Below are 15,102 nucleotides of genomic sequence, written 5' to 3' on the forward strand. Positions count from 1 at the left end.
ACTCAGGCGATCGGCCCGCGTGGTGCGCTGGCGCGCAACAGGGCGCGCAGGCGGGCCGGCCGGACCGGCGGCGCCATGATGTGGGCGTTGGGCGGCAGTGGTTCGGTGCTGACCGGGCCGATGACGATCAGTGCCATGTCCGGATCAAGGTCGGGGATCCAGGCGGCGTCGCAGATGACGATGGTGTCGCTGCGCAGGCGTTCCACCGACTGCTGGTCTCCACTGCTGGTGCTGTAGTTCCACGAGATGATCAACTCGCGGCAGGCCGCCAGTTCGCCCGATTCGCCGACGAAATGGACGTGGCCGTTGCTGCTTTCGCGGTTGTTGCGGGCACTGGCCGTCGGCTGCACCGCTGCCCGTTCGACCAGCAGAGAAAAGGTGGTGCCGTTGCCGATCTGCGAAGCGAGCGAGACCTCGATGCCCAGTCCCTTGGCCAGACGCTGGACGATGGAAAGGCCGAGCCCGAGGCCGCCATCCTGTTCGCGGGCGACGTTGGCTACCTGGTAGAACTCGGCGAAGATCGCCGCCCGGTGTTCGCGGGCGATGCCGATGCCGCTGTCGCGGACCTCGATGCGCAGGCGGTCGCCCTGGAGCCGGGCGCCGACCACGATGGTGCCGCCGGCCGGGGTATAGCGCAGGGCATTGGAAATCAGGTTGCCGAGCATGCGTTCGAGGAGTTGCGGGTCGCTGTAGACAAAGTAGCGCGGCGCATGAAAGCGCAGGCGCAACTGGTGGGCTTCGGCCTGTCGGAAAAAGGCATCGTGCAGACGCTGGAAAAGCGCGCTCAGCGGGAAAGGCTGCAGATTGGCGCGGACCCCGTCGATGTCGAGGCGGGAGATGTCGAGCAGCGCGTTCAGCATGTCGCCCAGGGTTTGCGTCGAAGCGGCAATCTGCTCGGCGATGCGCGGCACCTCGCGCAGCTTGCCGGCGGCGGCCTGGCGCAGCAGGTCGGTGGTGAACAGGGATAGGGCGTGCAGCGGCTGGCGCAGGTCGTGGCTGGCGGCGGCGAGGAAGCGGCTCTTGGCGGCGTTGGCGCGCTCGGCGGTATCCTTCTCGGCGGCCAGCGCGGCGGTGGCCTGGTCGATGCGCTCTTCGAGCAGATCGCGGCTGTCAGCCAGGGCTTCGGCCATCGTCCGCAGGTCGCGGACCTGCCGGCGGACCAGAACCGCACCAAAAAACAGCAGGGCGCTGAGCATGAGGCCGAGCGTGCCGATCTCGAACAGTCGGTTGCGCCAGTTGGCGAGCAGCGAGTCGGTCGGCATCATCGCCACCATGCGCAGGTCGGAGAATCCGGGAACCGGCGAGGTTGAAATCAGCAAGCCATTGACTTCGACGATACCGGTTTCCGGGATCATCCCGGCGGCACGGCCGCCAAACAGCGCAACACCGGCCTGCCGACCGAGAATGCCGGAGTGGGTGCTGAGATCGGTCGGTCGGCAGGAGGCGACGATTTCGCCCTTGGCATTGGTCAGCACCGCGTCGAAATCGTCGGCCAGGCGGTTGGCCCAGCAGAAATCCTGCATGTAGGCGGGCTCGATGGCGGCAAAGGCTGCACCGGCGAAGGCATTGCCCGGGCCGGTCAGGCGGTGGGCAATGCCATAGGTGTAACGGTCCGAGTTGCGGCCGACATAGGGGCCGTAAGTGGCCCAGGGCGCGCCTTTGGCCAGGGCGCTGAAATAGGGACGGTCGTTGACGTTGATCTGCGGGGTCGGAAAGTAACTGGAGATGAAACGCTGGTTGCCCTGGCCATCGAAAACGGCGAGGTCGCGCAGTTGCGGCATCGCGCGGGAGTGGCGCTGGGCGATGTACTCCCAGCCCCTGACGGCTTCCCAGTCGGGCCAGTCGCTGCGGTTGACCGAGAGGTCGGTGGCGACTTCCTTGACCAGGACATCAACAGCTTCAAAAGCGCGGGCCGTGTGTTCGGCCATCATCACCGAAAATTGCTTGAGGCGGGTTTCGCCGCTGTCGATGTCGCGCTGATAGGACAGCATCAGATCGGTGAGGAAGATGACCAGCACCGTCAGCGTCCCGAGCAGGGCGAGCAGCAGGGCGAGCTTTTCCGGCTTGCGCTTCAGCAGCATGCGCGTTCAGATCCGGTAGCAGTACAGCGGCCGCGGTGGCGAACAGGTGACTTCAACGACGCTCTCCGGCGTTACCCCGGGCACCGGGAAGCTGTTGCTGACGAAGAGGCTGCCCGGTTTCATCTCGGTCCTGGCCTTTTCCCACAGCTTGGGCATCGGCACCGGTGACAGGAAGGCATAGACCAGATCGTATTCACCGAGCGGCATCTGCCATAGGTCTTCCCACAGCCAGTGCAGGTTGGGCCGGCCGACACCGAGGATGCGGCCGGCCAGCCAGGTCAGCGGGGCGTTTTCGGCGCCGCTGAAGTGGCGGTCCGGCCAGCGGTCGGCGAGCGGGATGACTGTGCTGCCGACGCCAGCGCCGAGATCGAGGAAACGCTGGCTTTCTTCCTTGCCGACCAGTTCGTCGAGGGCGGCGACGGTCTCGCGGTTGGACAGGTAGAGCGGCACCTGACCGGAAAGCGCGCCGCGATAGACCAGCAGCAACAGGATGAAAGCGAGCAGGAACCAGCCGGGGGGGATGTTGAGCGTCCAGGTCAGCCAGACCAGCGGCATGAACAGCGCATGGATCAGGCGCCACCACCAGGGCTGGCGGCTGATCGTCGCCAGCGCCAGGGCGACGGCGCCGATCAGCAGGCTGGTCTGCTGCCAGGGCATGCTGCCGCCGGCCCAGCCGTAATAGGGCCAGGCCAGCGAGAGGACGAGGATGACGGCAGCGCCCTGCAGGGCGAACTGGCGAAGCGGGGTCGAAGACATCCCGCGATTCTACCCAGATTTACGTCATGCTCGCCGCGCGGGCTTGCTCCCGTTTCTGCCGGGCCGGCGCCAGCGCTGCCTCGCGCACCGGGCCGTAGCCCCGGACCTCGGCCGGCCAGGCGGCAAGGTCCCGCGCCGCGCTCGGGCGATGTTTGAGGATCAGCTCGAGATCGGCCTCGTAGTCGGCGAGCAGGGTGCGATCGAGTCGCCGTTCGTGGCTGTTGCGGAAGGGGTCGAGCCAGCTACCGCGCAGCCGGCGAGCCTTCGCCAGCAGGCCAAGGCAGGGCAGCAGCCAGGGACCGCAGCGCCATTTCTTCGGGCGACCGTCCGGCCCCGGACGGTGCAGCCCGGGCGGCGCCAGATGGAAGGCGAGTTTGCCGCCTTCGAAGCTTTCCGTCAGGCGCCGGGCGAAGTCAGCTTCGCTGTACAGTCGCGCCACCTCGTATTCGTCCTTGGGCGCGAGGAGGCGGGCGTACTGCTCGGCCACCGTGCGCGTCAGCGCGTCGTCGCCGAGGGCGCGGATGGTGGCGACGCGCTGCCGGTAGCGCTCGGCCAGTGCCGCATCCTGATAGGCGCTGAGGTGGGCGGCGCGATGGGCGATCAGTTCGTCGAGCGTCATTTCCTGGCGCTGCGTCTGCAGCGGCCCGGCGATGCTTTCGACTTTCTGCCGGTCGACCGCCGCGCGGCGGCCCCACTGGAAGGCTTGGCGGTTGGCGGCCACGGCCGTGCCGTTGAGTTCGATGGCGCGGTCGAGCGACGCCGCCGACACCGGCACCAGCCCCTTCTGCCAGGCGTAGCCGAGGAGCAGGGCACCGGCGAACAGGGTGTCGCCGAGCAGGCGTTCGGCCAGGTGCTGGGCATCGAGGAAATCGACGGCGTCGGCGCCGAGGGTGTCGGTCAGCTGCTTCTGCAGGCCGGCCTGCGGGAAGCGCCAGTCGCGGTTGCGGGTGAATTCGGCGGTCGGCGTGGCGGTGCTGCTGACCACGGCGCGCGTACGGCCTTCGAGCATTTTCGCCAGGGCGTCGCTGCTGGCGCTGACCACCAGGTCGCCGCCGAGGATGGCGTGCGCCTCGCCGGTGGCGATGCGGGCGGCGTGGATGTCCTCCGGCCGGTTGGCAATGCGCAGGTGCGAGAAGACGGCGCCGTATTTCTGCGCCAGTCCGGTCATGTCCAGCGTCGATACGCCCTTGCCGTCGAGGTGGGCGGCCATGCCGATCAGCGCGCCGAGGGTGATCGTGCCCTGGCCGCCGACGCCGGTGATAATCAGGTTCCACGGCGTCGCCGTGGAAGGTAGTGCTGGCGCCGGCAAAATCGGCCAGTTTGTGCTGTCGACCGCTGGGCTCGGCTTTTTCAGCGTGCCGCCCTCGACGGTCACGAAACTCGGGCAGAAGCCTTTAAGGCACGACAAATCCTGGTTGCAGGCTGACTGGTTGATGCGCCGCTTGGTCCCGAATGCGGTGTCCACCGGCTCGACCGACAGGCAGTTGGACTGCACCGAGCAGTCGCCGCAGCCTTCGCAGACGGCCTCGTTGATGAAGGCGCGCTGCGTCGCCGCCGGCATCTTGCCGCGCTTCCTGCGCCGGCGCGCTTCGGTGGCACAGACCTGGTCGTAGATGAGGACCGAGACGCCGGGGAACTCGCGCAGTTCGCGCTGCACGGCGTCAAGTTCGTCGCGGTGGCGGACCGGCACGTTCGGGGCGAGGTCACGGATCGGCGCGTATTTCCCCGGCTCGGCGGCAACGATGACCATCTTGCCGACGCCTTCGGCTTCCAGCTGGCGGGTGATGCGGGCGACGCTGATGACGCCGTCCACCGGCTGACCGCCGGTCATGGCGACGGCGTCGTTGTAGAGGATCTTGTAGGTGATCGGCACTTTCGCCGCGATCGACTGCCGTATGGCCAGCAATCCAGAGTGGAAGTAGGTGCCGTCGCCGAGGTTGGCGAAGATGTGCTTTTCCTCGGTGAACGGCGCCTGCCCGACCCAGGGTACGCCCTCGCCGCCCATGTGGGTGAAGGTCGAGGTTGAGCGGTCCATCCACGTCACCATGTAATGGCAGCCGATGCCGGCGACGGCGCGCGAGCCTTCGGGGACTTTTGTGGAGGTGTTGTGCGGGCAGCCGGAGCAGAAGTGTGGTTTGCGCTCGGCCAGCAGCAGTGGCGTCTTCAGCGCCTGCTGCTTGCCATCGATCAGCTTCAGGCGGGCTTCGATGCTTGGTGACGTGAAGAAACGGCCGATGCGCCGGGCGATGACGCGGGCGATGGTCGCCACCGGCAGTTCCCCGGCGGCCGGCAGCAACCAGTCGCTGTGAGCCAGATAGCCGCCGTCGCCTTCGACCGTCCACTCGCCCTTTTCGTCGAACTTGCCGACGATGCGCGGGCGCACGTCGTCGCGCCAGTTGTACAGCTCTTCCTTCAACTGGTATTCGAGCAGCTGGCGTTTCTCCTCGACGACCAGGATTTCCTCCAGCCCCTCGGCGAAGTGGCGCACGCCTTCCGGTTCCAGCGGCCAGACCATGCCGACCTTGTACAGACGGATACCGATCTGCGCGGCGAGCGCGTCGTCGATGCCGAGTTCGTCGAGCGCCTGGCGCACGTCGAGGTAACTCTTGCCGGCGGTGAGGATACCCAGGCGCGGGGCCGGCGAATCGATCACCACACGATCGAGCTTGTTCGCCCGGCAGTAGGCCAGCGCCGCGTAAAGCTTGTAGTTGAGCAGGCGCGCTTCCTGGACCAGCGGTGGGTCCGGCCAGCGGATGTTGAGGCCGTCGGGCGGCAGGCTGAAGTCGTTCGGGATCTTGATGTCGACCGCCGCCGGGTCGATATTCACCGAGGCCGAAGTCTCGACCGTATCGGCCAGCGCCTTGAACGCCACCCAGCAGCCGGAATAGCGGCTCATTGCCCAGCCGTGCAGGCCGAAGTCGAGGTACTCCTGCACGTTGGCCGGATAGAGCACCGGCATCAGCACCGCCTTGAAGACGTGCTCGGTCTGGTGCGGCAGCGTTGACGACTTGGCGGCGTGGTCGTCGCCGGCCACCACCAGCACGCCGCCGTGGCGCGCCGTACCGGCAGCGTTGGCGTGGCGGAAGACGTCGCCGCAGCGGTCGACGCCCGGCCCCTTGCCGTACCACAGGCCGAACACGCCATCGTACTTCGCGCCAGGAAACAGCCCGACCTGCTGGCTACCCCAGACGGCGGTGGCGGCGAGGTCTTCATTGACGCCGGGCTGGAAGCTGATGTGATGCTCGGCGAGATGGGCCTTGGCCTGCCACAGGCCGAGATCGAGATTACCGAGCGGACTGCCCCGGTAACCGGAAACGAAGCCGGCGGTGTTGAGGCCGGCAGCGAGGTCGCGCTCGCGCTGCAGCATCGGTAGGCGGATCAGCGCCTGGGTGCCGGTCAGGAAGACGCGGCCGGTGTGGCGGGTGTACTTGTCGTCCAGGGTCGCGGTGATCGCCGCCGGCAGATCGGGTTTGCCCATGTTTGTCTCCATTGTCTGCGGCCTTGTGAGCCGGTTGTCGTCTTCCTGCGCGCCGGGGGTGGTGGCGGGCGGGATCTGGAGATTGGAGTATCGGGGGGAGGGATGGTTCTGGCAAGAAGGGGGGCGGCTTCTTGATGCTGTGGTTGAGGTTTGAAGTGCTGTATTCCGCGCCTGACGCGCGGGCGTGTTTGGCTGCTGAACCGCAGGGTTCCGCCGTTGACCGGCGGGCGTACTTTTTCTTGCGTGGCCAAGAAAAAGTAGCCAAAAAGAAGGCCACCCCTAGGTCGGCGCCGGGCTGCGCCCGGTTCCCTGCGCTACTCGGGTAGTCGGGCGGCTGGCTAAACTCGGCCCTGCGGGCCTCAGGCAACGCCAGCCGAAGGCCCCCGACTCCCCTGCGTTGCTCGGCGCCTTCCAAGGGGCCCGGCAAACCGATCGCAATTTGGGGCGTGTTGGCTTCGTTGATTGTTTTGCCAACCCGGCTTTGTGCGCCACGGGGTTTCGGGGTCCCCCTGGGAGGCGCTGAGCAACGCAGGCGGTCCGGGGGAAGTCGGCTGGCGTTGTCTGAGCCGCGCAGCGGCGAGTTTAGCCAGCCGCCCGGACCGTCGAGTAGCGCAAGGGACCGGGCGCAGCCCGGCGCCGACCTGGGGGTGGCTTTTTCTTTGGCTACTCTCTTTTTTCCACAAAAAAGAAAGTACGCCCGCGCGTCAGGCGCGGAAGCCGGCGCCTCAGAAACCAAAGCGCCTCGGAAACCAAACCCGCCCGAATGTCGCCACGGATAACTCCGACTCTTGGCGGCAATCCCCCAAACCCATCACCCGCCGCGATTTTAGGGATTTTCCGTATTGACGATGCGCTATCTGTATGCGCAGAATCGGTCCCTGTTGTTTCGAGCAGATTTCCCGCCCCCCCATTCAGGAGACTTACCGATGCAAGCCAAGCTTTCCGCAGTAGCCCTCTCCATTGCCGCCGCTTTCGCGCTGTCCGCTTGCGGACCGAAGGAAGAGGCGCCGCCGCCGGCCGCCGCGCCCGCCGCCCCTGCCGCCAAGCCCGAAGTCGTCGTCAAGCTCGGCCATGTCGCGCCGATGACCGGTCCGCAGGCGCACCTTGGCAAGGATAACGAGAGCGGTGCCGTTCTCGCCGTCGAGGAGCTGAATGCCCAGGGCCTCGAAATCGGTGGCGCCAAGGTCAAGTTCCAGCTGGTTTCGGAAGACGACCAGGCTGACCCGAAGCAGGGCACCATCGTTGCCCAGAAGCTGGTTGACGAGAAGGTCAATGGCGTTGTCGGTCACCTCAACTCCGGGACCACGATCCCGGCCTCGAAGCTCTACTCCGATGCCGGTCTGCCACAGGTTTCGCCGTCGGCGACCAATCCGAAATATACCCAGCAGGGTTTCAAGACGGCCTTCCGCGTGATGGCCAACGACGTCCAGCAGGGCAAGGTGCTCGGTGAGTTTGCCGTCAAGCAGGGTGTCAAGACGGTGGCCATCATCGACGACCGGACCGCTTATGGGCAGGGCCTAGCCGACGAATTCCGCAAGGCGGCCGAAGCGGCTGGCCTGAAGGTGGTGGCCAACGAGTACACCACCGATAAGGCGACCGACTTCAAGGCTATCCTGACCAAGATCAAGTCGACCAAGGCCGAACTGGTCTTCTACGGTGGCATGGACGCGCAGGGCGGGCCGATGGTCAAGCAGATGAAGGAACTGGGCATCAAGGCCAAGTTCCTCGGTGGCGACGGCGTGTGTACGCCGGAGTTCATGAAGCTGGGCGGCCCGGCGGCCGACGGCCAGTTCTGCTCGCTGCCCGGCGTGCCGCTGGAACAGCTGGCCAAGGGGCCGGAGTTCAAGACCAAGTTCAACACCCGCTTCGGCTACGACATCCAGCTCTACGCACCGAATGCCTACGATGCGGTGATGGTGATCGCCGATGCGATGAAGCGTGCGGATTCGGTCGAGCCCGCCAAGTACCTGCCGGAAGTCGGCAAGACCAACATCGAGGGCGTCACCGGCAAGATCGAGTTCGACGAGTTCGGCGACCTCAAGGGCGGGGCGATTTCCGTCTATCGCTACGAGGGTGGTGCCCTGAAGTACGTCGAAACCCTGGGTGGCGCTCCGGCGCCGGCGGCCGCCCCGGCCCCGGCTGAAGCTGCCGCTCCGGCGGCTCCGGCCGAAGCGAAGAAGTAAGCAGCCTGTCGGCTCAATGAAACGGCACCGCAAGGTGCCGTTTCCGTATCTTGCAGTCAACGGATTCCAAATGGATATTTTCCTGCAGCAGATCGTCAATGGCCTCGTCCAGGGCAGCATTTATGCGCTGGTCGCGCTGGGCTACACGATGGTTTACGGCATCATGGGCCTGATCAACTTCGCCCATGGCGAGGTGGTGATGATCGGCACCCTGGTTGCCATCACCGTCACCGGGTCGCTGGCCGCCGCCGGTATGCCGGTCGGTATCGCCGGCCTGTGCGGTCTGGTCGTTTCCATCCTTTCCTGCATGGCCATCGGCTGGAGTCTGGAACGGGTGGCTTACCGGCCCCTGCGTGGCTCGCCGCGACTGACGCCGTTGATCACGGCGATCGGCATGTCGATCGTCCTGCAGAATCTGGCGATGATTCTCTGGGGGCGCAATTACAAGACCTTCCCGCCGCTGTTGCCGAAGGTCAGCTATGAATTCGCCGGCGCCCATTTCACCCTGGTCCAGGTGGTCATCGTGCTGCTGTCCGCGGCGATGATGACCGGCCTCGTGCTGCTCGTCTACCGCACCAAGCTGGGCATGGCGATGCGCGCCACGGCGCAGAATCCGGCGGTGGCCAGCCTGATGGGGGTGAACATCAACCGGGTCATCTCCGCCGCTTTCGTCATCGGTTCCGCGCTGGCCGCGGTGGCCGGTGTCATGGTCGGCAGCTACTACGAAGTGGCGCACTACCAGATGGGTTTCATCCTTGGCCTCAAGGCCTTCACCGCCGCCGTCCTCGGCGGCATCGGCAACCTGGTCGGGGCGATGGTCGGCGGCATCCTGCTCGGCATCATCGAGGCGCTGGGTGCCGGTTACATCGGCGACCTCACCGGTGGTTTCCTCGGCAGCCACTATCAGGACATCTTCGCCTTCGCGGTGCTGATCGTCGTGCTGATGTTCAAGCCGTCCGGCCTGTTTGGTGAAAAGACGGGAGACCGCGCATGATGCACGCACCGCTGCTCGCCAATACTTCGTTGGCTGCGCCGTCCGCTTCCTCGCCGTGCTACAGCACTGTCTCGTCAGCGGCCAGCTTGTGGCCTTGTCTTGCCATCGCATCGGAGCGTGCATGAAAAACTGGCTCAACCCCCGTTCCACCCTGGGGATCGTGCTCATCGCCGCCGCCCTGATCGCCTTGCCCTTCGTCGTCGGCATGGCCGGTCAGGCCTGGGTGCGCATCCTCAATTTCGCCATCCTCTACATCTTCCTGGCGCTTGGCCTGAACATCGTCGTCGGTTTTGCCGGCCTGCTCGATCTCGGCTACATCGCCTTCTACGCGGTCGGTGCCTACACCTGGGCGCTGCTGGCGAGTCCTCACTTCGGCCTGCACTGGCCGATCTGGGCGATCCTGCCGGTCGGGGCGCTGCTCGCCTGCCTGTTCGGGGTGTTGCTCGGTTCGCCAACATTGAAGTTGCGGGGTGACTATCTGGCCATCGTCACCCTCGGTTTCGGCGAGATCGTCCGCATCTTCATGAACAACCTGAATTCGCCGATCAACATCACCAACGGCCCGCAGGGGATCACCCTGATCGACCCCGTGAAATTCGGCGATTTCAGCTTCGCCACGCGCAGCGAGTTCTTCGGGCTGACGCTGACCGGGCCGTACAAGTATTACTACCTGCTGGTGGCGCTGGCGATCTTCATCGTCATCGTCAACCTGCGCCTCCAGGACTCGCGCATCGGTCGCGCCTGGCAGGCGATCCGCGAGGACGAGATCGCCGCCAAGGCGGTCGGCATCAACACCCGCAACGTCAAGCTGCTGGCCTTCGCCATGGGCGCTTCGTTCGGCGGTATTGCCGGCGGCATCTTCGCGGCGATGCAGGGCTTCGTTTCGCCGGAAAGCTTCTCGCTGATCGAGTCGATCATGGTCCTGGCCATGGTCGTGCTGGGTGGCATGGGCCACATTCCCGGGGTGATCCTGGGGGCGATCCTGCTCACCTTCCTGCCGGAGATGGCGCGCTATGCGGTGACGCCAGCGCAGGTGGCGCTGTTCGGCAAGGTGCTGATCGACCCGGAGAGCCTGCGCATGCTGCTGTTCGGGCTGGCGCTGGTGCTGGTCATGCGCTTCAAGCCTTCCGGGCTGTGGCCGTCGCCGGAACGCTCGCGGGAACTGGAAGAAAAGACGGCGGGGGTGGCGAAATGAGCGAGATTCTTCTCGAAGCCCGCGCGGTGGCTAAGCATTTCGGTGGGGTCAAGGCGCTGCAGGATGTCTCGCTGTCGATCCGCCAGGGCGAGGTGTATGGCCTGATCGGCCCGAATGGCGCCGGCAAGACGACCTTCTTCAATTGCATGACCGGCCTCTACGTGCCGGACGGCGGTGGTTTCACCTTCGCCGGTGCGCCGCTGCAGGCCGATGCGCCGCAGCGCGCGGCGGAACGCGGGATCGCCCGCACCTTCCAGAACATCCGGCTGTTCGGCAACATGACGGCGCTGGAAAATGTCATGGTCGGCCGCCATGTGCGGACCAGGGCCAGCGTTTTCGGTGCGATCTTCCGCGATCCGAAGACGCGCGCCGAGGAAGCGGCGATTCGTCAGCGCGCGCTCGATCTGCTGCATTACGTCGATATCGCCGACCGTGCCGACGATCTGGCCAAGAATCTTTCCTACGGCGACCAGCGCCGCCTGGAAATTGCCCGGGCGCTGGCCACCGAACCCAAGCTGCTCTGCCTCGACGAGCCGGCGGCCGGTATGAACGCGACGGAAACCGAGGAGTTGCGGCTGCTGATCGAGGGCATCCGCAAGGACGGGACGACGGTGTTGCTGATCGAACACGACGTCAAGCTGGTGATGGGGTTGTGCGACCGGGTCGCGGTGCTCGAATACGGGGCGCTGCTGATCGAGGATGTGCCTGCGGTCGTGCAGAAGGATCAACGCGTGATTGAGGCTTACCTAGGTGCTTGAAGTTACCGGACTCCGCGTCGCCTATGGCGGCATCCAGGCGGTGCGCAGCATCACCTTCCATGTCAACGAGGGCGAGACCGTCGCCCTGATTGGCGCCAACGGCGCCGGCAAGACGACGACCCTGAAGGCGATTTCTCGGATGGTCGGGGTCGCCGGCGGCGACGTGCATTTCTGCGGCGAGAAGATCGTCGGCATCGCGCCGCACGACGTCATCCGCAAGGGGATCGCGCTGGTGCCGGAAGGGCGCGGCGTCTTTCCCCGCCTGACGGTGCTGGAAAACCTGCACATGGGCGCCTTCCTGCGCAACGACAAGGACGGCATCGCCGCCGACACCGAGCGCATGTACGGTTATTTCCCGCGCCTCAAGGAGCGTGCCGACCAGCTAGCCGGCACCCTGTCCGGCGGCGAGCAGCAGATGCTGGCGATTGCCCGCGCGCTGATGAGCCGGCCGAAGATGCTTCTGCTCGACGAGCCGTCGATGGGGCTGGCGCCGATCATGGTGCAGAAGATCTTCGAGGTGGTGCGCAACGTTGCCGCTGCCGGCATGACCATCCTGCTGATCGAGCAGAACGCCAAGCTGGCGCTCGAATCAAGCCAGCGCGCCTACGTGCTGGAAAGCGGCGAGATCACGCTGAACGGCGAATCCGCCGCCCTGCTGCACGATCCCAAGGTGCGTGCCGCCTACCTCGGCGAGTGAGCTTCAGCGTTCGCCGAGCAGGCGGACGCCGAAGGCGATCAGCGCGACGCCGGCCAGCTTCTCCAGCCAGCGCGCCAGCGGCGAGCCGGCCTGCAGGCGGTCGCCCAGCTTGCGGAAGAGGGCGATCACGGTGATGCAGTAGAGGAAGGTCAGCGTGGCGATGCTGCCGGCCATGAAGGCGAAGGTGAGCAGGCCGCGATGCCGCGCCGGATCGACGAAGAGCGGGAAGAAGGCCATGTAGAAGATGATCGCCTTCGGATTGAGCAGGGTGATCGTCATCGCCTGCCGCAGGTAATGGTAGGGCTTGATGTCGAGCAGCGGCGCGGCGCCCGGCTTGGCGAACAGCATGCGCAGGCCGAGCCAGGCGAGGTAGGCGGCACCGCTCCACTGGATGGCGGCAAAGGCCGCCGGGTGTGCGGCGAGCAGCGCGGCGACGCCGGCCACCGCCGCCCACATCAGCACCTGGTCGCCGAGGATGACGCCGAGCGTCGCCGCCAGGCCGCCGCGCACGCCGCCCTTGGCGGTCGAGGTCAGCAGCGCCAGGTTGCCCGGTCCCGGGATCGCCAGGAAGATCAGCACGGCGGCGACGAAAGCGCCGTAGTCGGCGACCCCGAACATGCTCAGTTGGCCGAGAAGGTGAAGGCGTCGGCGAAGAACTCTTCTTCCGACAGGCCGCACTGGCTGATGAAATCCTTGCGCGCGACGTCGATCATCAGCGGCGAGCCGCAGGCATAGACCTGGTGGCCGGAGAGGTCGGGGAAATCGGCCAGCACCGCGTGATGGACGAAGCCGGTGCGGCCGCTCCAGGCATCGTCGGCGGCCGGTTCGGAAAGGACCGGCACGTAGTGGATGTTGGCGTGGCTGGCCGCCCACATTTCCGGCAGTGCGTTCTGGTAGAGGTCGACGCGCGCCTTGGCGCCCCAGTAGATGTAGAGCGGGTGCGGGTAGCGGTCGGCGATCGCCTGCTCGACGATCGATTTGATCGGCGCGAAACCGGTGCCGCCGGCGAGCAGGATGATCGGCTTGCCGGCGTCGTTGTGCAGGCTGAAGCTGCCGTGCGGGCCGTCGAAACGCAGGATGTCGCGCAGCTTCATCGTGGTGAATACCTGTTCGGTGAAGAAGCCGCCGGGAACATGCCGGATGTGCAGTTGCAGCAGGTTGCCCTCGAATGGCGCGTTGGCCAGCGAGAAGCTGCGCTTGCGCCCATCCTTGAGCAGGATGTCGATGTACTGGCCGGCAAGGAACTGCAGCTGCTCGGACGCCGGCAGGCGCAGCTGCAGTTCGATGACGTCGGGGGCCAGCTTTTCCAGCTTCTCGATACGGGCTGGCAGGGTCCTGACCGGGATGTCGTGGGCCGAGCGCAACTGCTTGCATTCGATGACCAGGTCGGAGGTGGCGCGGGCGCAGCAGTAAAGCGTCAGTCCGGCCGCCTTGTCGGCGTCGCTCAGGGCGCTGGTTTTGCCGTGATCGACCGCGCCTTCCACGACCTTGCCCTTGCAGGCGCCGCAGGCGCCGTCCTTGCAACCGTAGGGCATGGTCAGCCCCTGGCGCAGCGCGGCCTCGAGCAGGGATTCATCGGCTTCGGCCTCGAACTGGCGGCCGCTCGGCTGGACTGTCACTTGGTAGCGCATCGGTTCCCCTTGGTCGTCGGCTACAATGCCGACGTGCAAAAAATCCTGATTGTCGGCAGCGGGGACGTCGCCCGCCGCATCCTTACCCAGCTTGCGCCGCATTACCGCGTCTATGCCCTGCTGCGCGACGCGGCGCGCCATGCGGCCTGGCGCAACGCCGGTGCGCTGCCGCTGGCCGGCGATCTCGACGACCGGCGCAGCCTTGGTCGAATCGGCGGCCTCGCCGACATCGTCCTGCATCTGGCGCCGCCGCCGGCCAATGGCCATCTCGACACGCGGACGCAGCACCTGCTGGCGGCACTGGAAAGCGCGAAAAGTCTACCACGTCGCCTGATCTACGTAAGCACCACGGGCGTCTATGGCGATTGCGCCGGCGCCTGGATCGACGAGACCCGGGCCTGCTTGCCGGCCAACGCGCGGGCGCAGCGCCGCGTCGATGCCGAACGCCGGTTGCGGGCCTGGGGGGCGCGCCGCGGCGTCGCCGTCAGCATCCTGCGCGCGCCCGGCATCTACGCCGCCGACCGGCTGCCGCTGGCGCGCCTGGAGCAGGCGGTGCCAGCGCTGGTCGCCGCCGAGGACGTGTATACCAACCACATTCACGCCGATGATCTCGCCGCCGCCTGTTGCGCGGCGATCCGGCGCGGCGCCGCCAATCGCACCTACAATGCGGTCGATGACTCGGACCTGAAAATGGCCGACTACTTCGACCGCGTCGCCGACGCCTTCCATCTGCCGCGACCGCCGCGCCTGCCACGGGCGCAACTGGCGCAAGCCGTCTCGGCAGCGCAGTTGTCGTTCATGCGCGAATCGCGGCGCATCGGCAACCGCCGGCTGAAAACAGAATTAAAACTACGCCTCGTCTATCCGACGGTCGACGCCGGCATTGCCGAGGCCCTCTCAAGGAGAAACGCATGCTCGTCGTGAAGACCCTGCACATCTGGATGGTGGTTTCCTGGTTCGCCGGCCTGTTCTACCTGCCGCGCATCTACGTCAATCTGGCGATGGTGCCGGCCGACAGCGTCGCCGAGCGCGAACGCCTGCTGCTGATGTCGGGCAAGCTCTACAAGTTCATGACGCCGCTCGGCGTGCTGGCGGTGGCGACCGGCCTCTGGCTGTGGTTTGCCTACGGCTTTTCCGGCGCCTGGCTGCATGCCAAGACCACGCTGGTTGCCGGTCTTGCCGTCTATCACCTGTATTGCGGCCGGCTGCTCGGCGATTTCAACCGTGGGCGCAACACCAAGTCGCACGTCTGGTTCCGCTTTTTCAATGAAATCCCGGTGGTCGTCCTGCTGATCGTCCTTTTCCTCGTTGTCCTCAAGCCTTTCTGAC

The 15,102-nt window shown here is 66.1% G+C and carries 12 protein-coding genes; 7 read left to right on the forward strand and 5 right to left on the reverse strand.

Annotated features, from left to right (window positions below):
- Positions 1 to 2: 2 nt before the first annotated feature.
- The 3 genes from ACE3OV_RS06355 to ACE3OV_RS06365 are packed head-to-tail and all read right to left on the reverse strand — an operon-like array spanning position 3 to position 6,315.
- Positions 3 to 2,081 (reverse strand): ATP-binding protein, encoded by a 2,079-nt coding sequence (locus ACE3OV_RS06355; RefSeq protein WP_374326128.1) that lies wholly within the window; start codon positions 2,079 to 2,081, stop codon positions 3 to 5.
- 6 nt (positions 2,082 to 2,087) lie between these two features.
- Positions 2,088 to 2,837 carry a trans-aconitate 2-methyltransferase gene (locus ACE3OV_RS06360; RefSeq protein ID WP_374326130.1) on the reverse strand — a complete coding sequence of 250 codons (750 nt, stop codon included), beginning with the start codon at positions 2,835 to 2,837 and terminating at the stop codon, positions 2,088 to 2,090.
- Between the two features lie 19 nt (positions 2,838 to 2,856).
- Positions 2,857 to 6,315 carry an indolepyruvate ferredoxin oxidoreductase family protein gene (locus tag ACE3OV_RS06365; RefSeq protein WP_374326132.1) on the reverse strand — a complete coding sequence of 1,153 codons (3,459 nt, stop codon included), beginning with the start codon at positions 6,313 to 6,315 and terminating at the stop codon, positions 2,857 to 2,859.
- A gap of 926 nt (positions 6,316 to 7,241) precedes the next feature.
- On the opposite strand from ACE3OV_RS06365, the gene ACE3OV_RS06370 reads away from it, so the two are divergent.
- The 5 genes from ACE3OV_RS06370 (at position 7,242) to ACE3OV_RS06390 (ending at position 12,142) form a co-directional block, all read left to right on the forward strand.
- Entirely contained in the window at positions 7,242 to 8,498 is a 1,257-nt protein-coding gene (locus ACE3OV_RS06370; RefSeq protein WP_374326133.1) for a branched-chain amino acid ABC transporter substrate-binding protein, read from the forward strand.
- 70 nt (positions 8,499 to 8,568) lie between these two features.
- Positions 8,569 to 9,492: a branched-chain amino acid ABC transporter permease gene (locus ACE3OV_RS06375; RefSeq protein WP_374326134.1), complete on the forward strand. Its 924-nt coding sequence runs from the start codon at positions 8,569 to 8,571 to the stop codon at positions 9,490 to 9,492.
- Positions 9,493 to 9,613: 121 nt separating this feature from the next.
- Complete coding sequence (locus tag ACE3OV_RS06380) at positions 9,614 to 10,687, forward strand: ABC transporter ATP-binding protein (RefSeq protein ID WP_374326135.1); 1,074 nt, start codon at positions 9,614 to 9,616, stop codon at positions 10,685 to 10,687.
- The gene (locus tag ACE3OV_RS06385) at positions 10,684 to 11,445 is read left to right on the forward strand and encodes an ABC transporter ATP-binding protein (protein ID WP_374326136.1); all 762 of its coding nucleotides are present in this window, start codon (positions 10,684 to 10,686) and stop codon (positions 11,443 to 11,445) included. The genes ACE3OV_RS06380 and ACE3OV_RS06385 overlap by 4 nt, the downstream gene beginning before the upstream one ends.
- Positions 11,438 to 12,142 carry an ABC transporter ATP-binding protein gene (locus ACE3OV_RS06390; RefSeq protein ID WP_374326137.1) on the forward strand — a complete coding sequence of 235 codons (705 nt, stop codon included), beginning with the start codon at positions 11,438 to 11,440 and terminating at the stop codon, positions 12,140 to 12,142. The genes ACE3OV_RS06385 and ACE3OV_RS06390 overlap by 8 nt, the downstream gene beginning before the upstream one ends.
- 3 nt (positions 12,143 to 12,145) lie before the next feature.
- On the opposite strand, the gene ACE3OV_RS06395 is transcribed toward ACE3OV_RS06390, so the two are convergent.
- Complete coding sequence (locus tag ACE3OV_RS06395; protein ID WP_374326138.1) at positions 12,146 to 12,760, reverse strand: LysE family translocator; 615 nt, start codon at positions 12,758 to 12,760, stop codon at positions 12,146 to 12,148.
- A gap of 2 nt (positions 12,761 to 12,762) precedes the next feature.
- Positions 12,763 to 13,773 carry a CDP-6-deoxy-delta-3,4-glucoseen reductase gene (locus tag ACE3OV_RS06400; protein ID WP_374326139.1) on the reverse strand — a complete coding sequence of 337 codons (1,011 nt, stop codon included), beginning with the start codon at positions 13,771 to 13,773 and terminating at the stop codon, positions 12,763 to 12,765.
- Positions 13,774 to 13,806: 33 nt separating this feature from the next.
- Here ACE3OV_RS06400 and ACE3OV_RS06405 point away from each other — a divergent pair, with 33 nt between their 5' ends.
- Together ACE3OV_RS06405 and ACE3OV_RS06410 are read left to right on the forward strand one after the other, a co-directional pair.
- A complete protein-coding gene (locus tag ACE3OV_RS06405; RefSeq protein WP_374326140.1) occupies positions 13,807 to 14,697 on the forward strand; it encodes an NAD-dependent epimerase/dehydratase family protein in 891 nt (296 codons plus the stop codon).
- The gene (locus tag ACE3OV_RS06410; protein ID WP_374326141.1) at positions 14,685 to 15,101 is read left to right on the forward strand and encodes a CopD family protein; all 417 of its coding nucleotides are present in this window, start codon (positions 14,685 to 14,687) and stop codon (positions 15,099 to 15,101) included. Before ACE3OV_RS06405 ends, ACE3OV_RS06410 begins: the two co-directional genes overlap by 13 nt.
- Position 15,102 lies beyond the last annotated feature (1 nt).

The sequence above is a fragment of the Azonexus sp. genome (genome assembly GCF_041909095.1).
Taxonomy (GTDB): Bacteria; Pseudomonadota; Gammaproteobacteria; order Burkholderiales; family Rhodocyclaceae; genus Azonexus.